The 24,706-nt window shown below is 60.6% G+C and carries 22 protein-coding genes and 1 tRNA gene; 8 read left to right on the forward strand and 15 right to left on the reverse strand.

Annotated features, from left to right (window positions below; genetic code table 11):
• Nucleotides 1-108 precede the first annotated feature (108 nt).
• From dsrP to ACHHTY_RS04985, 12 genes are all read right to left on the reverse strand, one after another.
• The gene (dsrP, locus tag ACHHTY_RS04930) at nucleotides 109-1,278 is read right to left on the reverse strand and encodes a sulfate reduction electron transfer complex DsrMKJOP subunit DsrP (RefSeq protein ID WP_395492982.1); all 1,170 of its coding nucleotides are present in this window, start codon (nucleotides 1,276-1,278) and stop codon (nucleotides 109-111) included.
• 11 nt (nucleotides 1,279-1,289) lie between these two features.
• Nucleotides 1,290-2,105: a sulfate reduction electron transfer complex DsrMKJOP subunit DsrO gene (gene dsrO / locus ACHHTY_RS04935; protein WP_395492983.1), complete on the reverse strand. Its 816-nt coding sequence runs from the start codon at nucleotides 2,103-2,105 to the stop codon at nucleotides 1,290-1,292.
• 1 nt (nucleotide 2,106) lies between these two features.
• Nucleotides 2,107-2,490 carry a sulfate reduction electron transfer complex DsrMKJOP subunit DsrJ gene (gene dsrJ, locus ACHHTY_RS04940; RefSeq protein WP_395492984.1) on the reverse strand — a complete coding sequence of 128 codons (384 nt, stop codon included), beginning with the start codon at nucleotides 2,488-2,490 and terminating at the stop codon, nucleotides 2,107-2,109.
• Between the two features lie 3 nt (nucleotides 2,491-2,493).
• Entirely contained in the window at nucleotides 2,494-4,140 is a 1,647-nt protein-coding gene (gene dsrK / locus ACHHTY_RS04945) for a sulfate reduction electron transfer complex DsrMKJOP subunit DsrK (protein WP_395492985.1), read from the reverse strand.
• A 53-nt stretch (nucleotides 4,141-4,193) separates the two neighbouring features.
• Entirely contained in the window at nucleotides 4,194-5,246 is a 1,053-nt protein-coding gene (gene dsrM, locus ACHHTY_RS04950) for a sulfate reduction electron transfer complex DsrMKJOP subunit DsrM (RefSeq protein WP_395492986.1), read from the reverse strand.
• A 6-nt stretch (nucleotides 5,247-5,252) separates the two neighbouring features.
• Nucleotides 5,253-5,840: an RsbRD N-terminal domain-containing protein gene (locus tag ACHHTY_RS04955; RefSeq protein ID WP_395492987.1), complete on the reverse strand. Its 588-nt coding sequence runs from the start codon at nucleotides 5,838-5,840 to the stop codon at nucleotides 5,253-5,255.
• Between the two features lie 341 nt (nucleotides 5,841-6,181).
• The gene (gene hisA / locus ACHHTY_RS04960; protein ID WP_395492988.1) at nucleotides 6,182-6,943 is read right to left on the reverse strand and encodes a phosphoribosylformimino-5-aminoimidazole carboxamide ribotide isomerase; all 762 of its coding nucleotides are present in this window, start codon (nucleotides 6,941-6,943) and stop codon (nucleotides 6,182-6,184) included.
• A 135-nt stretch (nucleotides 6,944-7,078) separates the two neighbouring features.
• A complete protein-coding gene (locus ACHHTY_RS04965; RefSeq protein WP_395492989.1) occupies nucleotides 7,079-7,792 on the reverse strand; it encodes a hypothetical protein in 714 nt (237 codons plus the stop codon).
• 22 nt (nucleotides 7,793-7,814) lie between these two features.
• Nucleotides 7,815-9,893 (reverse strand): elongation factor G, encoded by a 2,079-nt coding sequence (fusA, locus tag ACHHTY_RS04970; protein WP_395492990.1) that lies wholly within the window; start codon nucleotides 9,891-9,893, stop codon nucleotides 7,815-7,817.
• Nucleotides 9,894-10,265: 372 nt separating this feature from the next.
• Nucleotides 10,266-10,868 (reverse strand): ankyrin repeat domain-containing protein, encoded by a 603-nt coding sequence (locus ACHHTY_RS04975; protein WP_395492991.1) that lies wholly within the window; start codon nucleotides 10,866-10,868, stop codon nucleotides 10,266-10,268.
• A gap of 365 nt (nucleotides 10,869-11,233) precedes the next feature.
• Nucleotides 11,234-11,309, reverse strand: a tRNA-Phe gene (locus ACHHTY_RS04980).
• A gap of 70 nt (nucleotides 11,310-11,379) precedes the next feature.
• On the reverse strand, nucleotides 11,380-12,165 hold the full coding sequence (locus ACHHTY_RS04985; protein ID WP_395492992.1) for a hypothetical protein: 786 nt from the start codon (nucleotides 12,163-12,165) through the stop codon (nucleotides 11,380-11,382).
• 247 nt (nucleotides 12,166-12,412) lie between these two features.
• Between ACHHTY_RS04985 and ACHHTY_RS04990 the strand changes: the two genes are divergently transcribed.
• The 3 genes from ACHHTY_RS04990 (at nucleotide 12,413) to ACHHTY_RS05000 (ending at nucleotide 14,288) form a co-directional block, all read left to right on the forward strand.
• On the forward strand, nucleotides 12,413-12,811 hold the full coding sequence (locus tag ACHHTY_RS04990; protein ID WP_395492993.1) for a hypothetical protein: 399 nt from the start codon (nucleotides 12,413-12,415) through the stop codon (nucleotides 12,809-12,811).
• Complete coding sequence (locus ACHHTY_RS04995) at nucleotides 12,808-13,458, forward strand: protein-L-isoaspartate(D-aspartate) O-methyltransferase (protein ID WP_395492994.1); 651 nt, start codon at nucleotides 12,808-12,810, stop codon at nucleotides 13,456-13,458. The genes ACHHTY_RS04990 and ACHHTY_RS04995 overlap by 4 nt, the downstream gene beginning before the upstream one ends.
• Nucleotides 13,459-13,742: 284 nt before the next feature.
• Entirely contained in the window at nucleotides 13,743-14,288 is a 546-nt protein-coding gene (locus ACHHTY_RS05000; RefSeq protein ID WP_395493027.1) for a YqaA family protein, read from the forward strand.
• Between the two features lie 36 nt (nucleotides 14,289-14,324).
• Here the strand turns inward: ACHHTY_RS05000 and ACHHTY_RS05005 are convergent, their stop codons facing one another.
• Entirely contained in the window at nucleotides 14,325-14,558 is a 234-nt protein-coding gene (locus ACHHTY_RS05005; protein ID WP_395492995.1) for a ferredoxin, read from the reverse strand.
• Nucleotides 14,559-15,025: 467 nt separating this feature from the next.
• Between ACHHTY_RS05005 and ACHHTY_RS05010 the strand changes: the two genes are divergently transcribed.
• From ACHHTY_RS05010 to ACHHTY_RS05020, 3 genes are all read left to right on the forward strand, one after another.
• Nucleotides 15,026-16,372, forward strand: coding sequence for an O-acetylhomoserine aminocarboxypropyltransferase/cysteine synthase family protein (locus tag ACHHTY_RS05010; protein WP_395492996.1), 1,347 nt, complete (start codon nucleotides 15,026-15,028; stop codon nucleotides 16,370-16,372).
• A gap of 58 nt (nucleotides 16,373-16,430) precedes the next feature.
• Nucleotides 16,431-17,864, forward strand: coding sequence for an NfeD family protein (locus ACHHTY_RS05015; RefSeq protein ID WP_395492997.1), 1,434 nt, complete (start codon nucleotides 16,431-16,433; stop codon nucleotides 17,862-17,864).
• A 187-nt stretch (nucleotides 17,865-18,051) separates the two neighbouring features.
• Nucleotides 18,052-18,807 carry a slipin family protein gene (locus ACHHTY_RS05020; RefSeq protein WP_395493028.1) on the forward strand — a complete coding sequence of 252 codons (756 nt, stop codon included), beginning with the start codon at nucleotides 18,052-18,054 and terminating at the stop codon, nucleotides 18,805-18,807.
• Nucleotides 18,808-18,919: 112 nt separating this feature from the next.
• Here the strand turns inward: ACHHTY_RS05020 and ACHHTY_RS05025 are convergent, their stop codons facing one another.
• Nucleotides 18,920-19,774 carry a GNAT family N-acetyltransferase gene (locus tag ACHHTY_RS05025; RefSeq protein WP_395492998.1) on the reverse strand — a complete coding sequence of 285 codons (855 nt, stop codon included), beginning with the start codon at nucleotides 19,772-19,774 and terminating at the stop codon, nucleotides 18,920-18,922.
• Nucleotides 19,768-21,462 carry a TraB/GumN family protein gene (locus ACHHTY_RS05030; RefSeq protein WP_395492999.1) on the reverse strand — a complete coding sequence of 565 codons (1,695 nt, stop codon included), beginning with the start codon at nucleotides 21,460-21,462 and terminating at the stop codon, nucleotides 19,768-19,770. Before ACHHTY_RS05030 ends, ACHHTY_RS05025 begins: the two co-directional genes overlap by 7 nt.
• Before the next feature lie 786 nt (nucleotides 21,463-22,248).
• Between ACHHTY_RS05030 and ACHHTY_RS05035 the strand changes: the two genes are divergently transcribed.
• Both ACHHTY_RS05035 and ACHHTY_RS05040 read left to right on the forward strand, forming a co-directional pair.
• A complete protein-coding gene (locus ACHHTY_RS05035; RefSeq protein ID WP_395493000.1) occupies nucleotides 22,249-23,463 on the forward strand; it encodes a hypothetical protein in 1,215 nt (404 codons plus the stop codon).
• Nucleotides 23,464-23,600: 137 nt separating this feature from the next.
• Nucleotides 23,601-24,626 carry a BMP family lipoprotein gene (locus ACHHTY_RS05040; RefSeq protein WP_395493001.1) on the forward strand — a complete coding sequence of 342 codons (1,026 nt, stop codon included), beginning with the start codon at nucleotides 23,601-23,603 and terminating at the stop codon, nucleotides 24,624-24,626.
• Nucleotides 24,627-24,706 lie beyond the last annotated feature (80 nt).

Genomic DNA, 24,706 nt, shown 5'->3' on the forward strand with positions numbered 1-24,706 from the left:
GCAGGCCCGGAATTTTCCGGACCTGCTTCAGCGATGGCAGCTTGTCAACCACAGCACCCGGCGGCTTTCCGCCCGATCTGGACCCGGGGCGCAAGCCGGGTGGGTACTTTACAGTTCTTTTTCCAGCTTGACGCTGATCGCCACCTTGTAGAGGATGGTCACGATCAAAAAGCCCGTGGCCCAAATGGCGGCGGTGATCCCCAGTTCCGTAATGGTTGGATAGTACTGGGTTACCTGGCCGTAGGGGTTGGGGACAAAACCGCCCAGCACCATGCCCAGACCCTTGTCGATCCAGAGCGACAGGAAGATCAGGGCGCAGGCGATCCCCAGCATTATATCGGACTTGCGCGAACGGGCCATGAAGATCAGCACAATGCCGATGACCCCGATCACCACCGAGACCTGCATGTAGGGCACCAGGTTGTTGAAGATCGAACCATCCCGTTCCAACCCGAAGAAGAGGTAATCCTTGGTGTACATCTTGCTCGGATACTGGCTGTAGTAGGCGCTGAAAAACTCGCAGGCCAGGAAGAAAAAGTTGATGATCGCGGCGTAGGAAATAATGGTCACCAGCTTGTCCTTGGCCACCTGCCCGACTTTAAAGAGGGTGTTGCGCTCCATGATCAGGGCGATGATCAGCAGCAGGGCCGGGCCGGCGGCGAAGGCCGAGGCCAGGAAGCGCGGGGCCAGGATGGCGGTGAGCCAGTAATCACGACCCGGCAGACCGGCGTAAAGAAAGGCGGTGACGGTATGGATGCTGACGGCCCAGGGGATGGAAAGGTAAATGAAGGGTTTTACCCAGCTGGCGTACTTGACCCCCTTGTACTCGGAATGGAGGATCGCCCAGCCGCAGACCAGGTTCAGGGCCAGGTAGCCGTTGAGCACGATCATGTCCCAGAACAGCATGGACTGGGGGGTGGGATAGAGGACCACGTTCAAGGCCCGCATCGGCTGGCCGAGGTCGGCGACGATGAACATCAGGCACATCAGCACCGCGGCAATGGCCATGAACTCACCGAGGATCGTGATCCGGCCGAATTCCTTGTAGTTATGGAGATAATAGGGAAGCACAAGCATCAGGCCGCCGGCGGCGACCCCGACCAGGAAGGTAAACTGGGAAATATAGAGCCCCCAGGATACATCCCGGCTCATGCCGGTGACGCCCAGACCTTGGTTCCACTGCTGGAGGTAGAACAGGGCCCCGACGGCGATGACCGCCAGCAGGCACGCTATCCACGTCCAGTATCCCTTGCTCCCCTGTAACGCTTTTTCAATCATGACGGCTCACCTTAAATGATATAGAAGACGGATGGATAGGTTCCCAGGGACGGTCGCCGCAGAATGGTGAACTTATCGCGCAGCACCCGGCTGATTTCCGAATTGGGGTCATTGAGATTGCCGAAGAACATGGCTTCATAGGGCCGGGCTTCCTCCACGCAGGCGGGAAGCTGGCCCACCGCCAGGCGTTCGGTGCAGAAGTTGCATTTTTCCACGACACCCATGGTCCTGGCGGGATATTCTTGGTTGAGTTCGCGGATAAAGGTCCGGCCGTTGCGGTCCTTGCCGCGGGGGTCGCGATAGTTGAAGCTCCGGGCTCCATAGGGGCAGGCCGCCATGCAGAAGCGGCAGCCGATGCAGCGGTGATAATCCATCCCCACCACCCCGTCACTCTTCTTGAAGGTCGCCTTGGTGGGGCAGGCCCGCACGCAGGGCGGGTTGTCGCAGTGGTTGCAGAGGGTCAGCACCGGCATCCCCAGCAGCCTTTCGCTCTGGCGATAGTGGGTGTCCTTGACGAACACGTTTTCAAATTTATCGTTCCAAAGCCACTTGATCTCATCCTTGGGGTTGCCGAAATCGGGCACGTTATGGATGTCATGGCAGATCCGGATGCAGCGCTCGGCCAGGCCGCGATTTTCCAGAAATTTGTTGACATCAATGGCCATCCCCAAACGGGTGTCGGCTTTTTCCTTGTCTTTGCCGGCCCTTTGCAGGCCGGCGGCCTGAGCTTCGCCGCGAAGCAGCGAGTGGAACGCGGTGGAGGACCCGATCCCGGCGGCCGCCGCACACCCTGCTAGTTTAAGAAAACCTCGCCTGTCCTTCTTCATCTTATATGGCCTCCTTGGTCGGTTCGAGATGGCAAGCCCAGCAGTCGGGCACGACGGCCGTGTAATTATGGCATTCGTCGCAGAAAGTTTCCTTGTTGCTGTGGCAGGTTACGCAACCCTTCTGCAGACTGCGCTCGTAGCGCATGCCGCTGGGGGTAACCCCCGAACGGGGGCCGCTTTTGCGCAGGATATCGTCGCGCCACTCGTGGAGCAGGACCATGTGGCTTTCCCGCATGAACTGGGGATCGCGCACGCATTCATCGTACTGGGTGGGCAATACGATCTGGGGTGGCTGCTGGGCCTTGCCGGCATTGTGCCAGATGGGGAAGGTCATCAGGCCGACAAAGATGATCAACGCTGGTATGATTCGTCCGCTTCCGTACATGTTTTAACCCTCCATTCCCGCCAGGGGCGCGAATCGCAGATCCATCTCGCGCTCTTTTTCTCCCTCCATGATGAGGGCGTTGCCGACCAGTTCGGAAACTCCACAGACTTCAACATCGGGGTTCCAGTATTGATTGAGGGACAGCAGGGTGGCCCGATCAATGGCACAGACGCAGGAGAGCATGTTGACCCCGTGGCGGTCGGCCACGTAGCGCACCGCGTTGGCGCGCGGCAGGCCGGCCCGCATCCGCAGGTCCATGATCTCGCCGGTGTTGAGGCCGGTACCGCTGCCGCAGCAGAAGGTCTTGTCGCGGATGGTGTTTTCCGGCATGTCGTAAAAATTATTGCAGACGTTTTTCAGCAGGTAGCGGGGCTCTTCCAGCAGGCCCATGCCGCGGGCGGTGTTGCAGGAGTCGTGGAAGGTTACTACCCGGTGATCGTTGCGGCTCTTGTCGATCTTGAGCTTGCCGTGGTGGATCAAATCGGCTGTGAACTCGCTGATATGAGTCATCTTGGTGGCGGCGGCGTTCTCAAAGACGGTGCCGGTGATCGGCGACTTGGGAACCTCGAGGAAGTCGGCCGGGCCGTTCATGGTGCCCATGTACTGGTGAATGACCCGCCACATGTGGCCGCACTCGCCGCCGAGGATCCACTTGACCCCCAGGCGCTTGGCCTCGGCGTACATCTTGCCGTTGAGCTTCTTCATCAGCTGGTTGTTGGTGAAGAGCCCGAAGTTGCCGCCCTCCGAGGAGTAGGTGCTGATGGTGTAGTCGAGCCCGATATGCTCGAAGATCAGCAGGTAGCCCATGAAGGTGAAGATCCCGGGATCGGCGAAAACATCGGCCGAGGGAATGACGAAGAGGATCTCCGCTCCCTTGCGGTTAAAGTTGAGGTTTTGCAGCCTTACCCCGGTGGCCTCTTCAATGTCGTCGATCAGAAACTCGGCGTTCTCCTTGAAGGTGTGGGGCTGGAGGCCGAGATGGTTGCCGGTGCGGTTGGAGTTGGCCGCCGGCTCTAGGATCCAGTTGGTGCCGACTCCCACCAGATGGAGCAGTTCGCGGGCCATCATGGTGACCTCGGCGGTATCGATGCCGTAAGGGCAGAAGACCGAGCAGCGCCGGCACTCGGTGCACTGGTAGAAATACATGAACCATTCCTTCAGCACCTTGAAGGTCATGGGCCGGGCCCCGGCAATATCGCCGAGAATCTTGCCGGCCAGGGTGAAGTCGTTGCGGTAGACCGAACGGAAAAGCTCGGCCCGCAGCACCGGCATGTTCTTGGGATCCCCGGTGCCGAGAAAGAAGTGACACTTATCGGCGCAGGCGCCGCAACGGACGCAACAGTCCATGAAGATCTTGAGCGACCGGAACTTGTCCAGCCGTTCCTTGATCCCATTGATGATGATTTCCTGCCAGTTCTCCGGCAACAGCCAGTCGTCGCTTTCCACGTCCCAGTCGCGGGGTTCGCCGAACAGGCCGGGAAGATTCTTGCCGTGATATTCGACGATGCTCTTCTTGGCCGGGTAGCAGTAGTTGCCCGGCTTGAAGATCGCCTCCACGTCCCACCAGTCGCGGGTGGGTATGGCGCCGGTCATCAGGGACGGCTCCGTGACCACCTTTACCTTCATTTCTGCTGCTTTGGTATCTGCCATTGTCGTCGTTCCTTATCTGAAAAGTTTTTGCGCTTTCGGCAAGACCGGCTGCATCAAGCTTTCGGTTCCTCGGCCGGGGCTTCCGCCGCGGGTTCCGGCTCGGCGGCAGGCAGTTCCTTCTCCACCGGCAGACCGGCGTCAACCATGAACTCGCGGAACTCGTCCTCGTATGCGGAGTAGGAGTGGGGCTTGATCTTGGGATCGTTCCACGGATTCTCGTGGCGGACCATCCGGCTGTTGTTGGCCATGTTCCGGGTCGGGCTCATGAAGATCCCGCCCAGATGCATCAGCTTGCTGAAGGGGAAGTAGGCCAGCAGCACGCAGACCAGAAAGACATGGACGAAGAAGATCGCCCCGATCTGACCGTCGATGGCCGGCGAGAAGGTAGCCAGGCCCACGGTCAGTTCCTTGACCGCCACCACGTCGACCCGGAACACGTGCCGCATGAGAATCCCGCTGACCCCGATGCCGAAAATCAGCAGCAGGGGGAAGTAATCGGCGGGCAGGGAAAGGTAGCGGAGATAGGGCCGCACCAACCGGCGCAGGAAGAGAAAAGTCACCCCCACCAGCAGCAGGAAGCTGCTCATGTAGATGCTGGTGGCGCCGATTTCCAGAAAACCGTCGAGGAATTCCAGCGGGGGGACGAAGAAGACGATGGGATCGGTAAAGAGGCGCATGTGGCGCAGCACGATCACCAGGAAGCTGTAGTGGAAGATGAGCCCGAAAAGCCAGAGCCACTTGTTGGAGCCGTACGCCAGCCGGGGCCCGTCATGGATCGAAGCCCGGGTGTTGCGGAACAGGGAGCGGAACAACAGGACTTCCAGGAGCATCCGGCCGACCACGCCGGCGCTGGTGGAGGGGCAGTCCAGCTTGTTTTGCTTGATGAAGGGCAGGGAATTTTCCTGTCCGCAGGTGGTGGGAACGCGGAAGGGCACCGGCGACTTGGCCCAATCCACCACCTTGTAGATAAAACCGCCCAGGAAAATGGCAAATGCCAGGTAGGGCAGCACTATCCCGAGCAGGCTTTGCCCGCCAGGCACCTGGGCCACCAGCAAGGCGACCAGGACCAGTGCCACGACCGCGATAAAGGCTTTCAGGACTCTCATTGACCGTTACCTCGCTTCGTTGCTGTGAGTATGAAGAGGTTTAACATCCGCCATTAACTGCGTGGTTTTATCCGCCAGCCCGGCCGCCGAGCAGCCGTGCTGGGTCAGCATGTGGTTCATGGTTTTGATTTCATTGAGCTGGGCTTTAAAGAGACGTTCCCGGCTGGCCATGTAAAGATCGAAAACCACCAGGGCCAGGGCATCCAGGTTGTCGTGAAACCTTTCCCAGTCCTGTGGGGTAGCCTCCAGGGCGCGCTCCCGGGCCGCGGCCTCGCGGACCACGGTTTTCAGGTCGTAGATGAAGGCGACCGCCGAAGCCGGGGTAAAGGTCTGGACGGCCCGGATCTTGATGAAGGTTTCCAGTTCGGCCCGAACCTGCTCGAGGTCCGGCCCCGGCCGGTCCGACTGATCGAAAAGGAGGGTGTAAACGGTGGTGAGAGTATGGCGGGTGGTGTAACCCACCGGGTTGGCAAAGCGGTCATCTTCCCGCTTGAAAATGGTGGCGGCATCGCCGGCGTAACTGTCCAGAACCCGATTAACCCAACGGTCCTGAATATCTCCTCTGTTTTCCTCCAAGAATTGCGCCAGCCGCATCCCTTTATGCCCTCCCTCTCCCCTGTTTCCGCTTCCCACAACGGCAAAACGGTTATTCTGAATGACAATTCAGAATTCAAGGGGCATTCGTAGCATGTTTGCCAAGGGATTTCAAGACAAAAAACCGGGGCGGAGAAACAAAAAAGGAGGGATGTTAAGGGCCGGACCAATCGCTGATAATAGCTGTTAATCCGGCTTGCGCGGCCGCGGCGGGAGGTTATCGATGGCGCTGCTAAAGGCCGGCTTCGACTGGCACATTGTATCACCGGAATGACCGTCGCCGACAGAGCGGGCCGGAACAGGAGGGAGGGAGAGGCAAGCCGGCCGGGAAGGCCCGGCGCTCAAGCCCGGTTAAAGGCCACCGCGTCCCGGTACTTTACCCCGGTGCCGCCGAAGATATCGAGGGCGCTGCCGACGGTGGCGTCCAGCCGGTCGCGGCCCAGTTCCCGGATGCGGTAAAGATCGGCCATGCTGGCCACGCCGCCGGCGTAGGTGGTGGGCAGCGGCGCGTGGTCGGCCAGCAGTTCCAGCAAATCTTCGGCCACTCCGGCGCATTTGCCTTCGACATCAACCGCATGGACCAGGAATTCGGTGCAGAAACGGGAAAAATAGTCCAGCGAGGCGGCGTCCACCGCCATGGAGGTGAATTTCTGCCAACGGTCGGTGACCACCAGGTAACGGCCGTCCCGCTTGCGGCAGCTGAGATCGAGAACCAGCCGTTCCCGGCCCACGGCCCGGACCAGTTGCCGCAGGCGGTCTTCCAGCACCTGACCGTCGCGGAAGACAAAGGAGGTAACGATTACCGCCGCCGCCCCCCGGTCCAGCCAAGCGGCGGCGTTGGCGGCGGTGATGCCGCCGCCGAGCTGCAACCCCCCGGGCCAGGCGGCCAGGGCCTCCGTGGCAGCCTCTTCGTTGCCGGGCCCCAGCATGATCACATGGCCCCCGTGGAGCTGATCCCGCCGGTACATTTCGGCGTAATAGGCCGGCGGCTGCTCGGAGGTAAAGTTGGTCGCCAGGGCGTTGCGGTCACCATCGGACAGGGTGGAGCCGACGATCTGCTTCACCTTGCCTTCATGCAAATCAATACAGGGCCGGAATTTCATCACAAGCTCCCCCCACCGGTCTTTGCTGCCCGCCATAGGCCGAGCCGGGCTGCGGCCCGGCCCAAACAAAACCGGCGACCATACCCTAGTATGCCGCCGGTTTGCTTCAGGCCAGAATGCGCTGCTGATCAGGGTCTAGCGGCAGCCTTCCTTGATCATGAAGGTAATCGTGTCCAACTGCAGGAAAAGACCGCCGGTCACGTTGCCGGCGGTGTCCTTGATGATGTTCAGATCGATGCATTCGCTGCCGCTGGAGGGCTCGAGCACCACCACGGTATCGAAGAGGTCGGAGATCTCGTGGCAGGGAGCGGGCACCCCTTCGGGGCTGGTGCGCTGGTCGTCCTGGTGGCTGACCGCCGAGAACCAGATCTGGAGATCCATGGTCCGGGCCATTTCCCGCAGGTCCTCAAAGATCCGCCGGTCGGCGGTGGCGAAATCGTAGCCGTCCACCACCATGCAGCCGGGGCGGATAATGTTCTGGTAGATCAGGTCGTTGAGCCGCTCTTCCAGGCGGGAGCGGCTGAAGCTGGACTCCTTGAAGGTCATGATCATCCGGTTGCGCATGATCTCATCGTAAATCTCGTAGGGGTTGCTCAACTTGCACCCTTCGGCGATATCCTTGAAAATATCGTCATACCAGACCCGGGTTTTTTCCAGGCTCTGACCGATGCTGACGTGAATTACCTGTTTGCCGTTGAGCAGCGAGTCCAAAGCAATCTGGACCAGAATGGCGGTCTTGCCCAGACCGGCCCGGGAGATGACCAGCCCCATTCGCGAGCTGATATTCCCTTCGGCTCCGGAGTTAAGGTGGCGAATGGGGTTCTTGGCGATCAATTCCTGCTTGAGCATGGCGGCGGTCTCCTGTATCTGCCTATTTCTTCTCTTTTTCTTTCTTGAATTCAGCGATGAGCTGCTCGGCGACACTCTTGGGTACCGGCCGGTAGGTGGCGAATTCCATGGTAAACTCGGCCTTGCCCTGGGTCAAGGAGCGCAGATCGGTGGAATAGCCGAACATCTCGGAAAGCGGCACCTCGGCCTCGACCACCGTGTAGTCATCTTCCTCGGTGGTGCCGATGATCATGCCCCGCCGCTGGTTGATGCTGCCCATGACCGAGCCCTGGAATTCGGTGGGGCCTTCCACCGCAACTTTCATAATGGGTTCCAGGATAACCGGCTGGGCCTTGAGGTAACCTTCCCGGAAGGCGCCGAGGGCCGCCTGCTGGAAGGCGACATCGGATGAGTCCACCGAGTGGGCGGCGCCATCGTTGATCACGCAGCGCACCCCGTTGATCGGGGCCCCGATCAGCACCCCTTTCTCCTTGGCCTTCTGGAAGCCCTTGTCGCAGGAGGAGATAAATTCCCGGGGGATTACCCCGCCGACAATCTTGTCCACGAACTCGTATTCGCCTTCCTCCAAGGGTTCCATGTAGCCGGCCACCCGGCCGAACTGGCCGCTGCCGCCGGTCTGCTTCTTGTGGGTGTAGTTGAAGTCGGCCCGCTGGGTGATGGTCTCGCGATAGGCCACCCGGGGGGCGCCGACCTCGACCACCGCCTTGTATTCCCGCTTCATCCGCTCGATGTAGACATCGAGGTGGAGTTCGCCCATGCCGGAAATAATGGTCTCGTTGGTTTCCGCGTCCACGAAGGTCTTGAAGGTTGGGTCTTCCTTGGTGAAACGGTTCAGGGCCTTGGACATGTTGACCTGGGCCTTGTTGTCGATGGGCTTGATGGCCAGGGAGATAACCGGGGCGGGCACATGCATCGAGCTCATCGAATAATTGATTTTGCCGTCGGTGAAGGTGTCGCCGGAGGCGCAGTCCACCCCGAACAGGGCAACGATGTCGCCGGCCCCGGAGGCTTCGATGTCCTCCATGGTGTCGGCATGCATCCGCACCAGGCGGCCGATCTTGAGCTTCTTGCCGGTGCGGGCGTTGACGATGGTATCGCCCTTGTTCAAAGTGCCCTGGTAGGTGCGGAGATAGGTGAGCTGGCCGTAGCGGCCGTCTTCGAGCTTGAAGGCCAGGGCCACGGTGGGATCATTGGGGTTGTTGGTCACCGGGACTTCGACCTCGCCTTGATCCAGGTCGAGGGCGTAGTTGGTGACCTCGCTGGGGCTGGGCAGGTAAGCGGCCACGGCGTCGAGCAGTACCTGAACCCCCTTGTTCTTGTAGGCCGAACCCATCAGGACCGGAGTCAGTTCCAGGGTCAGGGTGCCCTTGCGGATGGCGGCCTGGATCATCTCTTCGGTGGGATTGCCCTCCAGCACCGCCTCCATCAACTCATCGGAGAACATCGAGGCGGCGTCGAGCAGGGTTTCCCGCTTGCTTTCGGCCTCTTCCCGGAGGTTGGCGGGAATCTCCGCTTCGCGAATGATCTCCCCGTTTTCGCCTTCAAAATAAAGGGCCTTCATGCTGACCAGATCCACCACCCCGGCCAGATCGGCCTCCAGGCCGATGGGAAGTTGCACGGCCACGGCGTTGAGGTTGAGCTTGTCGCGCAACTGCTGGATAACCCGGTCGGGGTTGGCCCCGGTGCGATCGCACTTATTGATGAAGGCGATCCGGGGTACCCGGTAACGGGTCATCTGGCGGTTGACGGTGATGCTCTGGGACTGGACCCCGCCCACCGAGCAGAGCACCAGGATGGCGCCGTCCAGCACCCGCAGGGCCCGTTCCACCTCGATGGTGAAATCGACATGGCCGGGGGTATCGATGATGTTGATGGAATGCCCCTTCCAGTCGCAGTAAGTGGCGGCGGAGGCGATGGTGATCCCCCGTTCGCGCTCCAGCTCCATGGAATCCATCGTGGCGCCGACCCCGTCCTTGCCCCGGACTTCATGGATGGCATGAATTCTCTGGGTGTAAAAGAGAATACGTTCGGTCAGGGTGGTCTTGCCCGAATCAATATGGGCGCTGATCCCGATATTCCGGGCTTTAGCCAGATCTCTCATGGTGCTTTCCTCGTTTGCTCCGTTGGTTTGGTTCTGAATTTTGCCGGAACCTGCCCGGCCGAGCCCGCTGCTGTTTGGCGGCCCCGCTGCTCCAGGCGGGGGCGCCGGCATAACCTGCCATGCCGTTGGCAGGTCGGCGAAGCACTGGCGGAACCGACAAAAAAGACGGCTCCCAACCCGGAGCCGTCAGCAAGATCTCTCTTTATGACGAAACAGGCACTTTTACCGCTGGAGAGCGGACTTGTCAAGGATAAAAAGAAAGGAAAGCCGACTTGTTAGGCCCGCCGACGAACGGGCCGGAAAAGCCGGTCCACCCGCCGACCTGGGGGAGTGGAATTTTTTTGCGCGGCCGGACCCCCGGCCGGGTCCGGTTCAGGGGTTCGCGGCCAAGGCGGCCCGGATCAGCTCGGCAATGGCCTGGCGCTCGGTTCTGAGGGCCAAATCCAGGGCGGTTGTCCCATCCGGGGTTTGGATATCCAGCCGGGCTCCTTTGGCAATCAGCAATTCGGCCAGCTCGGTGTTGCCGCGGATGGTCGCGATCATCAGGACTGTCTGGCCCCGCCGATCCTGGATATCCAGCTGGGCGCCCTGCTCGATCAGCAGCCGGGCCATATCGGTGTTGTCAGCGAAAGCCGCTCCGAAAAGGGCGGTATAACCCCACTCATTTTGCAGATCGAGTTGGGCGCCCCGCTCGCTCAGGAGCAAGGCGGTTGCGATCAGGCCCTGGTAGGCCGCCATGGTAAGAGCCGTTTCACCCTTAAGGTTCTGGATGTCCACGCGGGCGCCCCGGTCGAGCAGCAGTTCGGCGATCTCGGTATGGCCATGGTAGGCTGCCGCCATCAAGGCGGTGTTGCCCTCCTGGTTCTGAAAATCCGGGTCCACCCCTTGCGCGAGCAAATCCGCGACTATCTCGCTGGCCCCGTACTGGGCGGCCGCAATAAGATCTGCCCCATCCTCTTCATTTTGCTGGTTCATGTCCTGTCCCCTGTTAAGCCCTGCGGCCGGCAAGGCCCCCTCTCCCATCCCCGCGGCAGCCCCGCCCGGAAGCGGCCCGCCAAGCAAAAACACCAAAGCGAAAAACGGTGCCATCATCAACCAGAAGACTTTTTTTTACCTCTGCGATCAGCCGCTAACCATCTCCCTGCCGGTCCATCATAATTCCCCACTTGGTCGAGATTTTAATCCCCACCCCCGCCAGCGGCCGGGCAATCAGCACCGTTTTGGCGGGAAATCATCAGGCCCTTGCCGGCCGCCAAGGACCAGGTCGGCCCCGGGGAAAAGGGGCTGGAAAACAAAAAAAGGGCTTACAGGTGAAACCCCCGTAAGCCCTTGTTTTTTTCTGGTGCCGGGACCAGGATTCGAACCAGGGACACTCGGATTTTCAGTCCGATGCTCTACCGACTGAGCTATCCCGGCACTCGCTGAAAGCAAGAGAGCTATTTATTGAACCGACGGCGTAATGTCAAGCAGTTTTCGGGCTCGGGGGTTACTTATCCTTTTCTTCGTCGGCTTCTTCGGCGCTTTCCAGGGAAAGTCCCAGGTCGGGAATATCCGGCAGCTCAGCCGCTTTTGCTTCGGCTCCCAAGAGGGCCTGGTCATCATCGAGACTAAGAACCAGCTCATCCGGCCCGGCTTGATCATCAGCCGCCTCTGGGCCGTGATCCTCGAGCAAATCGGAAACATCCTCCATCTTGCGATAGCCGGCGGCCGGGGCCGCCGGCGCGGTTTTCTCGCCGGACGGGTCCGGCCCGGCTCCAGCCGCGCTCTCTTCTATATCTTCCAGGTCGAGCAGATCAAAGGAGCCGTAGCCCTCCACTTCGGGAATCGCCTCCCCTTGCCCGGGCTCGGCCGCCGGGGAGAAAGCGGCGGCAGCCACCGCCGCCCCGGCCCGTTCCGTCTCGGCCGGATCCACGGACTCCGGCCCGGCGGAATGGAGGCTGGCCTCGTCCCGCAGGGAAATTTCCTCGCCGAAATCCACATCCGCCAGGGCGGGTGCGGTTACATCCTCCAGGACAAAAGCCAGCTCGGCGGCCTCATCCACGGGAACGTCATGGTTGGGGTCCAGCACCAGGGTCTCGACCGGGTCGGCTTCCGGTTCGTCGGCGCCGGCCAGGGCCTGTTCCGCCGCCAGCCCCCCCGCCAGCCATTGCGGGGCCTCGAGGCTGGTCGCAGTTCCACCCAGTTGCCCGGCCATCTCGCCGAGATCCCGGCCGCACCGGCCACACTTTTCCTGGCTGTCAAAAGAGATATAACCGCATTTCCCACAACGCATCAAAAGGCCCTCGCAGCATTTTCTTCAACTCGACAAGGCACAAGGCAATATCATTCAGTCTAGTCCAAGACCGAACCGGCGGTCAAGCATTTAGCTCCGGCAGGGCCGGGAAAATGGGCGAATTTTTTTCCCCGGTTGCAAAAGCCGGGCTATCGGGATATTTTGCCTCTGGCTGTCCCGGCCGCCATGGTCAGGGGACCATCTCCAGCCACGCCAACCACGACCCAAGCAGCAGCAAGGAGAAGACATGCCATCATCATACCGCCGCGTCCTGCATGCCGCGTTGATCCTCCTTTTACTGGGCGGCTTGACCGCCTGCGCCTCCCGGGGCTACCAGGCCCGCCACCTGGCCGCGGACCTCAGCCTGTTGGCCCCGGCCGCCGACGAACGGGAAATCCTGGCGATCATGGGCCCGCCGGATCTGCGTCGTTCCCTCGCCGAGGGCGGCGAGGAATGGCTTTACCTGGAAGCCCGGCAAAGCCGGATGCGGCGATCCAGAGTGGTCGGCGGCTGGCTGGGCCACGAGGATTACCACCTGGCGGTGATCAACCTCCGGGACGGCCGGATGACCAACAGTACCTATCGGGCCCTGACCGAGGCGGAGTTTCGTAAGTTCGACCTCCCCGCGCCGGATGAACGCCCATGAGGGACGGCTACCAGAAAGCCCGCACCCGGATGGTGGAGGAACAACTGATCCCCCGGGGCATCGTCGATCCCAACGTCCTGGCCGCCATGGCGGCGGTCCCGCGCCATTTCTTCGTCGAAGAGGCGCTCCGGCCCCAGGCCTACGGGGATTTCCCCCTGCCCATCGGCGAGGGCCAGACCATCTCCCAGCCCTACATCGTCGCCCTGATGACCCAGCTGCTGGAACTCAAAAAAACCGATCGGGTGCTGGAGATCGGCACCGGCTGCGGCTACCAGTCGGCGATCCTGGCCGCCATCTGCCGGCGGGTTTACACCGTGGAACGGATCAAGCCCCTGCTGGCCCGGGCCCGGCGCAATTTCGACCGCCTCCAGCTCTTCAATATCCTCAGCAAGGCCGATGACGGCACCGCCGGCTGGGCCGAACACGCCCCCTTCGATGCCATCATCGTCACCGCCGGCGGCCCCCGGATTCCCCAACCCCTGGTGGAGCAGCTCGCCGATCCGGGAACCATGGTGATCCCGGTGGGCGACCGGGACTCCCAGGCCCTGACAGTGATCAAAAAAGCGGAAGGGGAAATCAGCAGCCGGGTGGCGGAGTATGTCCGGTTCGTCAAGCTGGTCGGCGCCCACGGCTGGCAATCCGAATGATCATGGCAAGGTCCAGCCGCCGCGGCGGGCCGGCCACTGCTTGATCCCTTCCGGCAATTCCGGTGGCGGCCAAGCGGGCCCGGGCCTCCACGTTTACGGCGGCCTGTTCAGGGCGGGCAGGCCGAGGCGGCCGGCGGCCACCAAGGCATACCAACTCAGCGGCGCGGGAATAATCAGGTTTGATGAATAATGATGGCGGGGAGGGAGGATTGAACGGCCGGGAGCCTAAGGCCCCGGCGGCGCCCGGCATCCTGCGGCGGATTTATGACAGCTGCCTGCACTGGATGGGCAAACCCGGGGGAATCTGGGTGCTGTTCTGGGTGGCGGTGGTGGAATCCTCGGTCTTTCCCATCCCGCCCGACGTCTTTCTCATGGGCCTGGCCATCGCGGTGCCCGCCAAGGCCTTCCGCTTCGCCCTGGTCTGCACGGTGGGCTCGGTGCTTGGGGGGATGCTGGGCTACGGCCTGGGCTACTTTTTCATGGAACTGGTGGGGCACCATATCATCAGCTTCTACGGCATGACCGAGCAATTCAGCGAGGTGCAGGCCCTCTACCGCCGCTACGACGCCTGGGCGGTGGGAGCCGCCGGCTTCACCCCCCTGCCCTACAAGCTCTTTACCCTGACCGCCGGGGCTTTCGAGCTCAACTTCGCCACCTTCTGCCTGGCCTCGCTGATTTCCCGCGGCGCCCGCTTCTTCATGGTGGCGGCCTTTATCTATTATTTCGGCCCCGCTATCCGCGGCTTCATCGAGCGCTACTTCAATCTCCTGACCATCATCTTCCTGCTTCTGCTGATCGGCGGCTTCGTGGTCTTCAAGACCGTTTTTTAAGCCCCGGGAGCCGGGCCGGCCTCCCCCGGCGCCGCTTCAGCAGGGCTCCAGCTCGATGCACTGCTGGGCGCACATCTTGATCGCCTCCGCCAAGTCGGGGGTCAAAGGCACACAGCCGTCAAGCAGCTCGGCCTTGTCCCCGGTCTCGTCCATCCGGAAAACTTCCGGGCATAACTCGGCGCAGCCGGCGCAGCCGTTGCAGGCATAAGTATCCAGGGAGACATAAACAAAAGTGGCGGCCGTATCGCGGGCCGGTGTGCAGGTTTCCATCTTTCCCCCCATTTATTGAGCTTCAGCGTGGCAGGCTGCGGAACCATCTCCGGCCTGCTATTACAATGTGGCCTCAACGGCCGCTTGTCAATGCCTGATCGCGGCGAGCGGAAACCCGGGCCAGCCAGTTGACTCGGGCCGGATTCATTAATATCTTGGTATAATGAAGCGTGAGCGGAAAAGGCGAATCAGTCCCGGCCCAAACAAGCTCCGGCCCTTAGGGGCAATGACCGGAAGGGCCACCGAGGCCGGAATCGCTTCCGGAAGATTTTGTTCTGTTGACTTTCCCCGGCCAACTTGTGAAAGTATAAAGGTTGGCAGGCAGGGCCGGAAGAGGGCCGCGGCTGTCGGCTCCCGGCGATTATCGGCTTGCCCGCCGGCCGCCGGGTCGACGGTTCGCCCTCGCCGGCTGCAGGTAATGGCCGTTACTCGAACTTCCCACTTTTCCCTTCAACAAGGAACCGTCCATGAGCAAAAGCACCTGGAAAGCCGAAACCATCGCCCTCCACGGGGGCCATACCCCGGATCCCGCCACCCGTAGCCGGGCGGTGCCCATCTACCAGACCACCAGCTACGTCTTCGCCGACACCGATGACGCCGCCTCGCTATTCGCCCTCAAGCCCGAGGTCTGGGCCCCCCGGCTCAACCTTGACAGCGACGGCCTCCGGCCCGAGGACTTTCCTCCCGAGGCTACCGGCAACATCTATACCCGGATCATGAACCCCACCACCGATGTCCTCGAGCGCCGCATGATGATGCTGGAAGGCGGCGTCGGGGCTTTGGCCACCAGTTCGGGCTCGGCGGCGATCACATACGCCATCATGAATATCTGCGAGAACGGCCATCATGTCGTGGCCGCCTCCAGCCTCTACGGCGGGACCTATAACCTGCTCCAGCACACCCTGCCCCGCTACGGGATCACCACCACCTTCGTCGACGCCGACAAGCCGGAGAGTTTCGCCGCCGCCATCACCGAGCAGACCCGCTGCCTGTTCCTGGAAACCATCGGCAACCCCCGCCTGGATACCCCGGACCTGGCCGAGATCGCGAAAATCGCCCACCGGGCCGGGATCCCCCTGATCGTCGACAACACCGTGCCCACGCCGGCCCTCTGCCGCCCCTTCGAGCACGGGGCCGACATCGTGGTCCATTCCCTGACCAAGTTCTGCGGCGGGCACGGCAACTCCATCGGCGGAGTCATGGTCGACAGCGGCAAGTTTCCCTGGCAGGAGAGCGGCAAGTTTCCCATGTTCACCGAACCGGATCCCTCCTACGGCGGGGTGGTCTGGAGCGCCGCGGTGGGGCCGGCCGCCTATGTGATCCGGGCCCGGACCATCCTGCTGCGGGATACCGGGGCCTGCATCTCGCCGATGAACAGCTTTCTGATCCTCCAGGGGATCGAAACCCTGACCCTGCGCATGGAGCGCCATTGCGCCAACGCCTTGGCGGTGGCCGAATTCCTCCAGGATCATCCCGGGGTGGAATGGGTGCTTTATCCCGGCTTGAGCAATCATCCCACCCACGCCATGGCCGCCCGCTACCTGCAAGGGGGCTACGGCGCCCTGGTGGGTTTCGGGATCAAGGGCGGGGTGGAGGCCGGGCGCCGCTTCATCAATAAACTCAAGCTGTTCAGCCACCTGGCCAATATCGGCGACTCGCGCAGCCTGGCGATTCATCCCGCCTCCACCACCCATTCCCAGCTGACCCCGGAACAGCAGCAGGCGGCGGGGGTTTCTCCCGATTTCGTCCGCCTTTCGGTGGGGCTGGAACACCGGGATGATATCCTGGCCGATCTCGCCCAGGCTTTGGCTTAAATCAGCCGACTGAATTTTTGGCTTTTTGATTGACAGATCAGTGAGAGCTCACCAAAAGATGAAAAGCCCGACCACCACCATTACCGCGGCCTGTCTGTTGCGGCGCCTTTTCCTGCTCCTGCTGCTGGGCGCGCCCCTGTTGGCCGTGGCCCTGGCCCCCCAGCCGGCCGGGGGGGAAAGCCCGCGGGATACCGCCCCGGTAGCGGTGCTGACCATCGCTGACGCCATCGGACCGGCCAGCGCCGACTACATCCAGCGGGGCCTGGCCCAGGCCCACGCCCAGGGAGCCCAACTGGCGGTGCTGCAGCTGGACACCCCCGGCGGGCTGGATACCGCCATGCGGCAGATCATCAAGGATATCCTGGCCTCGCCGATCCCGGTGGCGACCTTTGTCTATCCCTCCGGGGCCCGGGCCGCCAGCGCCGGGACCTATATCCTCTACGCCAGCCATATCGCCGCCATGGCCCCGGGAACCAATCTCGGCGCCGCCACCCCGGTGGCCATCGGGGGGCCGGGCGGTCCCCCGGACCGGCCCGGCGAACGGGAAGAGCCGGGCGACGAGGAGCGGCGCAACGGCGAGCAGCGGGAAGAACTCCCCGGCGACGCCATGACCCGCAAGCAGGTGGAAGACGCCGTCGCCTACATCCGGGGCCTGGCCCAGATGCGGGGCCGCAACGCCGAATGGGCCGAAAGGGCGGTGCGCGAGGCAGTCAGCCTGCCGGCGGATGAGGCGGCGGAGATGAACGTGGTGGACCTGGTGGCCAATGATCTCCGCGACCTGCTGGCCAAGATCGACGGCCGCACCATTACCCTGCCCCAGCCTTACGGCGAAGTGACCCTGGCCACCGCCGGGGCGGCGCTGCTGCCCATCGAGCCCGACTGGCGCAACCGCTTTCTGGCCACCATCACCAATCCCGGGGTCGCTTATATCTTGATGCTGCTCGGGATTTACGGTTTATTGCTGGAATTTTACAATCCCGGCTTTCTCCTGCCGGGGGTAACCGGCGCCATCAGCCTGCTGCTGGCGCTCTACGCCTTCCACCTGCTCCCGGTTAGCTACGTCGGCGCCGGGCTGATTCTCCTGGGAATCGCCTTCATGGCGGCGGAACTGATGGTGCCCTCCTTCGGCATCCTGGGAATCGGCGGGGTGGTGGCCTTTGTGATCGGATCGGTGATGCTCATGGATACAAGCGTACCTGGATTTGCCCTGCCCTGGTCCCTGATTATCGGGGTGACCATTGCCACCGTGATCTTTCTGCTCCTGGTGGTCGGCATGGCTCTCAAGGCCCGCAAGCGACCGGTGGTGGCCGGCTCGGAAGAAATGACAGGGGCCGTGGGCGAGGCCCTGGTGGATTTCGACCAAGAGGGCCTGGGCTGGATCCGGGTCCACAGCGAAAGCTGGCGGGCCAAAAGCCCCCAGCCGATCAAGAAGGGTCAGAAAGTGACAGTCATCGGGGTACGGGGGCTGGAGCTTGACGTCAAGGCGGTTTAGGTTCAGGGTTGCACGGTTAAACAAACGGTTATTATATATCTGGTTGATTTATTGAATGTTAAAGCTGTCCAGGCGCAAGGCGCACAATCAAGGCGCCGGGTTCAGGGGCTATTACCCCCGCAACCCGGACCTTGAACCTTGAACCAGGCAAAAAAAGGAGGAGACCATGTTCGACGCTTATTTTTTCATGCTGGTACTGGTGGGTTTTATCCTGCTGGCGGGCTACACCTTCCGGATCCTGCGCGAGTACGAGCGGGGGGTCATCTTCCAGCTTGGCCGCTTCTGGAGCGTCAAGGGACCGGGCCTGATCATCGTCATTCCCGGCATCCAGCAGATGGTCCGGGTGGATCTGCGGACCCTGACCATGGACGTGCCCAGCCAGGACGTAATCTCCCGCGACAACGTCTCGGTCAAGGTCAACGCAGTGGTTTACTTCCGGGTGGTGGATCCCCAGCGGGCCATCATCCAGGTGGAAAACTACCTGGTGGCCACCAGCCAGCTGGCCCAGACCACCCTGCGGGCGGTGCTGGGCAAGCACGAACTGGACGAGATGCTGGCCGAACGGGAAAAACTGAACATGGATATCCAGCAGGCCCTCGATGTCCAGACTGACGCCTGGGGGATCAAGGTTTCCAGCGTCGAGATCAAGCATGTCGACATCAACGAGTCGATGATCCGGGCCATCGCCCGCCAGGCCGAGGCCGAACGGGAACGGCGGGCCAAGGTTATCCACGCCGAGGGCGAAGTACAGGCCTCGCAGCGGCTGCTGGAGGCGGCCCAAACCTTGTCCAAGCAACCGGAGGCCATGCAGTTGCGCTATCTCCAGACCCTGTCCAATATCGCCGGCGACAAGAGCTCGACCATAGTCTTCCCGGTCCCCACCGACATTATCGGCCCGATCATGAAGGCGATCGCCGGCAAAACCGTAAAAACGGAAGCCTAGGCCGACCTGGAGCAGTCCTGGGCGGGCCCGGCGCTTTGGTTGGCCCGGCCGATAACCGGCAAGAGGCTTGCAGGCCACCCCCTGCAAGCCCCTTGTCGGAGGTTGCTCCAATTCATTGCTTTTCCTTGCCAAAAAAGGCTCTGAGCCGGCGCGCCAGGCCGGGAGGCTCGATGTCCCAGGCCCCCTGGAAACAGGGCAATTCGGCACTGGCTCCCCATTTGCGCTTGAAAAAGCGAACCCCCTCGTTGATGCCCAGACCCAGGTTCAGCCTGGCGTGTCCCCGCTTGACCGCCTCATCGACCAGCGCTGCCAGCAGCAGATCCGTGCTGCCCGGGGGCGCGGCCTGCGGATCCCGGAAGCAGAACATGAAAAACGCCGTTTCCAGGGAGGCAAATTCGCCGACCACCAACGCCGCCAGCCGGCCGGCGCTGGTGCGGGCTGAAAACAGCAGGCTGCCGCCCGAGGCGGCCAGGTAGTCGGGAATCTGCCGGAAAATATGAATGGTGCCGGAATCCAGCGAACGGCTAGCCAGATATTGGTCGACCAGGGCCTGATGCTCTTCCCCCCAGAGCCGTCCCGGTTGCACTGTGAGTTCGCGAGCCGCCCGGCGGAGCATGTTGCGCAGCTTCTGTCCCGGTGCGGGGGGAGGCAGCGGGAGCAGCGCATAGCAATCCCGCCCAAACCGGGTTCCCGCCGGCGCCTGGGGCGGCCGGGCCGGGCCTATCACCGTCAGGCGGCTGAGTTCCTTGATCGTCAACGCCTCGTCCACGGCTGCGGCCATGGCCGTCTCGTCGGTCGGATCGGGCAGCGGGTAGCCGACCAGCACCAGCTCGGTCCCCGTTTGGTAGGCGATGCAGGAGCCGACCAGGCGCGGCCGGGAGCCCGATACGGCTCGCACGTAAGAGATTATCTGCTCGGGCACCACCGCCGCCGCGCTTACCCGGGCAAAGCTGTCCGGCCTCAGCATCCGGTCCTCCGAACACGGAACCCTTCGTCCGCCAGCATCCGGCGCAGATTGACCATGTGGGCCGAACCGACGAAAACCGCGGCGGAGCCCGACTCGATAAACGGCTTCATCTTTTGCAGAAAAACAGCGTCCCGCAGGTTTATGACCCCTTCGGTGCGAGTCGGAAACTCGACGCTGGTGCCGTAGAGACTCTCCAGGTCTCCTTTGAGATAGGCCCGGACGAAGCGGCGGATATAGCGGTTCCAACTGCCGCAGTTGCTGAGAAAATTCACCACCCGCGGCATCGGGATCCGCTCCAGGGTTGCCACCTGGGCGGTGATGTTTTCCAGGTAATGGATCGGTTTGCCCATTTCCCGGGCTATCCGCCAGGCCTCCATGTCAACCGACTGGTTCCAGCCCTGGCGGGCCAGGTAGCTTGACCACAGGGAAAAAAAGGCCATCCAGTGGCGGGTATCGGCCAGCAGATGGCGGACATCCGGCGGATTGTCCCATTGGCAGCCCAGCACCCAGGCCCAGAAGCCGCGCGGACCGCAGACCACCCGCTCGAGACGCCGGATTTCTTCAGCGCTCAGATGATCGATTACCCGGGGCGAATCCGAGCCCGGGTTTCTGCCGACCTCCACGACACTGTCAAGACTGGCCTGGTCCAGGGGGCCTTCAAACAGCACCACGTCGGCCTTCTTATATAGTTTGCGCAGCGACGCCTCGAAACTGTAGCAGAAAAAATGAGCCGTGCCGCCGATCCAGGAGCGGCGGCCATCCTTCTCGATTTCCCAGAGCATGCTGAAGGGACGCTGTTGGGGCAGGCTTTCCCAGAATTCCCTTTTGCTCATCGCTTTCCCGGAGCCGGCGGTAATGGCCAGCGCCAACTGACCTATATCGCTGACGAGGCCTGCCTCTTCGCTCCATTCGGCCGATTCGTAGGCCATGGCGGGCCTGCCGCCCCATTTGGTCTTGAAGCGGGTAATGCCGCTGTTGATGCCAAGCCCCAGGTGGAGAAATTTTTTGCCCGCTTTCCTGGCCGCCAGGATCATTTCCCGGAACAGCAAATCCGCAGCGTAGGGGGTGTAATGCACCCGGGAGTGGGCGCCCAGCAGGTAGGCCGTGAAACGGGCGGGGGCTTCATCGACCAGCAGCGCGGCCGCCAGGTTGCCGTCGGGATCCCAGGCATTGATCAGGGACAGGCCTTCCACCCTGGCCAGCACATCTTCGGTGCGGGCGAATAATTCCTGCACGTTGGCCGGCAAAGGTTTGCGCACGGTGAATTCGGCCCAAAGGCGGCGGTGGGCCGAAGTGAATCGGGTGCTTTGCTCGACGCGCAGGGTCGCGGATGCGCGTTCGGCCAGCCGGTTGAGACGCACGGGGATTTCGGCCTCGAGGGGCAGAATATAATAAGAGTCCCTGCTCCGGCGGTGTGGTTGCAGACGCTCCGGCAAGGCCGGGCACACGGCCCAGCAGTTGCGGGCGGCGCTGCGGGTGACCGCGGCTTGAACCGCTTGGTCAAAATGCGCGGGCTGGTACTCTTCGGCAAGGGGATAACCGATGGCCACCAGCCAATCGGCGGCGGCGAAGAATAGATAGTCGCCGATGACAAAAGGCTCGCCTTCGGACATGGCCCGCATGAAGGGTACGGAATGTTCCGGAACGCTTGCTTTTGCGAGAATATCCCTGATTTCACTCCGATCCAAAATATTCCTCGCCTGGTAAGAGTCCGGTGTATCTTATCGGGCATTTTCCCCATTATGATGGGAACCGGCAAGAGAGCCATGGCCGCCCATAACCAACTGTGATTGCGGGTTATGCCACCCAGGGCCCTACCCGGCCGCTGGCCGGGAATACCCCCAGGTAAGCAGGCAGAACCTGTTCGGTAAAGAATACGAGAAAATCCTGCTTCTGGACACCGCTAATTTAGGGGAATCGCCCGTGATCGCTTATTTCAACCGGGAAGTGCTTGGCATCGAGGCGGACCTTTCTCGCTGCCAGCGGAAAGAGCAATCCGAGCCCTGGATCAAATCCCCCCCCCCGGCCAGGGCGCAAGCCACCTGGACTGCGGCCAGGCAGAATGGCGGAGCAACCCCTTGGCTCTATGGCCCAGAATGCATTGGCGAGGTGCTGCGCACTCAGGGCCGAGCGGCGGCAAGGAATAAGAATTGATTTTTATTAAGCCGGGCAAACCCCTGCAGAATGCTTATGGGGAGCGCTACAAGCAGCAGTTCACGATGACTGGTTGGGGCAGAATCCGTTTGATTTACAAGAGTTTGCTATCTACCCGGTGGTTATGCGTGTATAACACGAGCGGCCGCATATGGCCCTCGGGATGAATAACCCCCGGGCAGCGACTGCCCAAAAATAAAAACGTCAGTTTCTGCATCCAAAACAATTTTCGGGCTCATTTAATGAACCTGGTTCAGAGTCATTGATTGATACGGATGATCAGATTGCTGAGATTACTGAATGAGGAGAGAGCATTTATCATGAAAAAATTAGGTCTGTTATTTTTTAGTTTTCTGTTCACTGTCTCCGCCGCAGAAGCGGCAACTCAGCCGGTAATGCTGACAATCGCTCAACAGCAGATAACGGCTGCCTTTGAGCGTCTTGACACTGGGCTCAACATGGCTGCAGAAAAACTCGGAGAAACAGGACTGACCGGTGAAGAAGCCAAGGGGATTTTAACAGTGCTCTGCCATGAGTTCAGCTATGCCGTTGATTGCGCTACCGTAGATACTCAGGGGCTGCTGACAACGATAGAGCCTGCCGAATACCGTCATTTTGAAGGCACAGATATTTCAGCGCAAGAACAGGTCCAGCATCTGCTGAAACTTCATAAGCCGGTACTGAGCGAGGTTTTCCATTCGGTGGAGGGGTATGATGCGGTTGATGCGGAATATCCGATATTCAACCCTGAAGGTCGTTTTATCGGCTCGGTTAGCGTCATGTTCAAGCCGGAAAGATTTCTGGGAGAAATCATACAGCCTCTGGTGAAAGGGGTACCCCTGGATATATCGGTAATGGATCTGGGAGGAAGAACCCTCTACGACAGCGATCCGGTACAGATTGGCCTTAACATTTTCACTTCAGCTGTGTTTCAGCCCTATACAGAATTTGTTGAGCTGGCACGAAAAATTGCCGCAACTCCGCAGGGTCATGGCGTCTACCGCTTTAAGAAGGAAGATCTGACCGGCGATGATGTCGACAAAAAAGCATACTGGACCAGCGTATCCCTGTACGGAGTCGACTGGCGACTGGTAGGCATTCGTTTGGAGCGAAATACAAAAGAACGGATGTCATTGAGACCCGCTTCGGCTGTCGCTGCCGAACAGGCACTTGAGTTGTTTGCGGCGGATACCACCCTGAAAGCGGCACTGGTCGATGACGACAAAGATAAAGCGATGAAACTGTTCGAGCAGTTTTACTCATTAACGCCGGCCATCTACTCGGTGCAATGGATTAACGCCAAAGGGATAAACCGTTTTGGGTTCCCGGTGGAAAACAGTCTTTCAGAGTATGACTACAATCCCGGAACCGCTGAGAGTGACAGGCAGATTCTCCGGATATTGAAAAAACAACATCCGGATGTTTTAGAAGCGCCATTGTTCGAGGGGAAAACCGGTTATTTCACATTCAAACCGGTATTTAATGATGGCCGGTATCTGGGGATGATATACAGCATCAAGCTAAAAACCGATTAGTTGTAACCTATCTCCTGTAGGTGTAGCGTTAAGTTTGCTGATCCTCTTACTGATGGTACAACAGTTTACGTACTGGATGCTTACACCAAGATTCGTTCATACGCTACAATGAAAATTTGCATCGAGGAAACTAACGAATGTTAAAAAATCTCATAGCAATTTTAGTTCTGCTGGCCAGCATGCTGACACTTGCAGCATGCGTCGGAGATGGAAAGTCGATTGCAACTCTTAAGGTGGGCATGGCTTACGACTCCGGCGGCAGGGGGGACGGTTCATTCAACGATGCCGCTTATGCTGGTCTGGCTAAGGCGCAGCAGGAACTTGGCGCCGAGATCATGGAGATCACAGCCGAGGCAAGCGATACGAATAACGAACGCCGTGAGCATCTGCGGTTGCTGGCTTCAAGTGGCTACAACCCGGTCATAGCAGCCGGTTTTGGTTACAGTGCCGCTATTGATGACATTGCCAAGGAATTTCCCGGCACCACATTTGCCATCATCGATGCGGAGGTCGCAGGACCTAACGTTGTCAGCCTGATCTTTGCTGCAGAACAGGGGTCTTACCTTGTCGGGGTGATTGCGGCATCGGCCAGCAAAACCGGAAAAATCGGCTTTATCGGTGGCATGGATATTCCGTTAATCAATGCCTTTAGGGCCGGTTATGTACAGGGAGCTAAATCAATAAACCCAAACATCACGATTGAGATCGCCTACATAGGGGCGTCCGGAGATGCGACCGCATGGAACTCGCCGGAAAAGGCAAAGAGCGCAACCGAGGTGATGATTGCCAATCATGTTGATGTCGGGTATGCCGCCGCAGGCGCTTCAAATGCCGGCATGTTTCAGGCGTTCGAGGCGGCAGGGGGAGTGGGCAACGGGCTGTGGGGGATCGGTGCGGATTCCGACCAATACAATGTTCCTTCGCTTGCCGATGTCAAAAACGTGATTCTGACCTCGATGCTGAAACGGGTTGATGTGGCGGTATTTGAAGTCATCGAAGGTGTTGCGTCCGGATCACCTTTGGTGGGCGTTCAGAACTTTGACCTGAAACGTGGCGGCGTTGGTTATGCCTCCTCAAACCCTGCTGTTGGGCCGTACCAGGCAGCCGCAGATGCGGCTGCCGCTGGAATAGTAAACGGTGAGATCATTGTGCTGACACAATAATCAGGCTTGCCTCGTGTTGCGACTGGTCAGTCATAGACATTAACTCTGGCTCCTTAGTATGCGGAGCTAAGAGGGATGAC

The sequence above is a fragment of the Desulfurivibrio nitratireducens genome (genome assembly GCF_044068515.1).
GTDB lineage: Bacteria > Desulfobacterota > Desulfobulbia > Desulfobulbales > Desulfurivibrionaceae > Desulfurivibrio.

What these genes read in the sequence shown, in the direction of transcription:
- ACHHTY_RS04995 (WP_395492994.1), top strand. Translation starts at nt 12,808, where the DNA reads ATGAGGGACGGCTACCAGAAAGCCCGCACCCGGATGGTGGAGGAACAA.
- dsrP (WP_395492982.1), bottom strand. Translation starts at nt 1,278, where the DNA reads ATGATTGAAAAAGCGTTACAGGGGAGCAAGGGATACTGGACGTGGATA.
- ACHHTY_RS04990 (WP_395492993.1), top strand. Translation starts at nt 12,413, where the DNA reads ATGCCATCATCATACCGCCGCGTCCTGCATGCCGCGTTGATCCTCCTT.
- ACHHTY_RS05020 (WP_395493028.1), top strand. Translation starts at nt 18,052, where the DNA reads ATGCTGGTACTGGTGGGTTTTATCCTGCTGGCGGGCTACACCTTCCGG.
- ACHHTY_RS05010 (WP_395492996.1), top strand. Translation starts at nt 15,026, where the DNA reads ATGAGCAAAAGCACCTGGAAAGCCGAAACCATCGCCCTCCACGGGGGC.
- fusA (WP_395492990.1), bottom strand. Translation starts at nt 9,893, where the DNA reads ATGAGAGATCTGGCTAAAGCCCGGAATATCGGGATCAGCGCCCATATT.
- ACHHTY_RS05015 (WP_395492997.1), top strand. Translation starts at nt 16,431, where the DNA reads ATGAAAAGCCCGACCACCACCATTACCGCGGCCTGTCTGTTGCGGCGC.
- ACHHTY_RS05040 (WP_395493001.1), top strand. Translation starts at nt 23,601, where the DNA reads ATGTTAAAAAATCTCATAGCAATTTTAGTTCTGCTGGCCAGCATGCTG.
- ACHHTY_RS04975 (WP_395492991.1), bottom strand. Translation starts at nt 10,868, where the DNA reads ATGAACCAGCAAAATGAAGAGGATGGGGCAGATCTTATTGCGGCCGCC.
- hisA (WP_395492988.1), bottom strand. Translation starts at nt 6,943, where the DNA reads ATGAAATTCCGGCCCTGTATTGATTTGCATGAAGGCAAGGTGAAGCAG.
- ACHHTY_RS05025 (WP_395492998.1), bottom strand. Translation starts at nt 19,774, where the DNA reads ATGCTGAGGCCGGACAGCTTTGCCCGGGTAAGCGCGGCGGCGGTGGTG.
- ACHHTY_RS04955 (WP_395492987.1), bottom strand. Translation starts at nt 5,840, where the DNA reads ATGCGGCTGGCGCAATTCTTGGAGGAAAACAGAGGAGATATTCAGGAC.
- ACHHTY_RS04985 (WP_395492992.1), bottom strand. Translation starts at nt 12,165, where the DNA reads ATGCGTTGTGGGAAATGCGGTTATATCTCTTTTGACAGCCAGGAAAAG.
- dsrK (WP_395492985.1), bottom strand. Translation starts at nt 4,140, where the DNA reads ATGGCAGATACCAAAGCAGCAGAAATGAAGGTAAAGGTGGTCACGGAG.
- ACHHTY_RS05000 (WP_395493027.1), top strand. Translation starts at nt 13,743, where the DNA reads ATGGGCAAACCCGGGGGAATCTGGGTGCTGTTCTGGGTGGCGGTGGTG.
- ACHHTY_RS05035 (WP_395493000.1), top strand. Translation starts at nt 22,249, where the DNA reads ATGAAAAAATTAGGTCTGTTATTTTTTAGTTTTCTGTTCACTGTCTCC.
- dsrJ (WP_395492984.1), bottom strand. Translation starts at nt 2,490, where the DNA reads ATGTACGGAAGCGGACGAATCATACCAGCGTTGATCATCTTTGTCGGC.
- ACHHTY_RS04965 (WP_395492989.1), bottom strand. Translation starts at nt 7,792, where the DNA reads ATGCTCAAGCAGGAATTGATCGCCAAGAACCCCATTCGCCACCTTAAC.
- dsrM (WP_395492986.1), bottom strand. Translation starts at nt 5,246, where the DNA reads ATGAGAGTCCTGAAAGCCTTTATCGCGGTCGTGGCACTGGTCCTGGTC.
- ACHHTY_RS05005 (WP_395492995.1), bottom strand. Translation starts at nt 14,558, where the DNA reads ATGGAAACCTGCACACCGGCCCGCGATACGGCCGCCACTTTTGTTTAT.
- dsrO (WP_395492983.1), bottom strand. Translation starts at nt 2,105, where the DNA reads ATGAAGAAGGACAGGCGAGGTTTTCTTAAACTAGCAGGGTGTGCGGCG.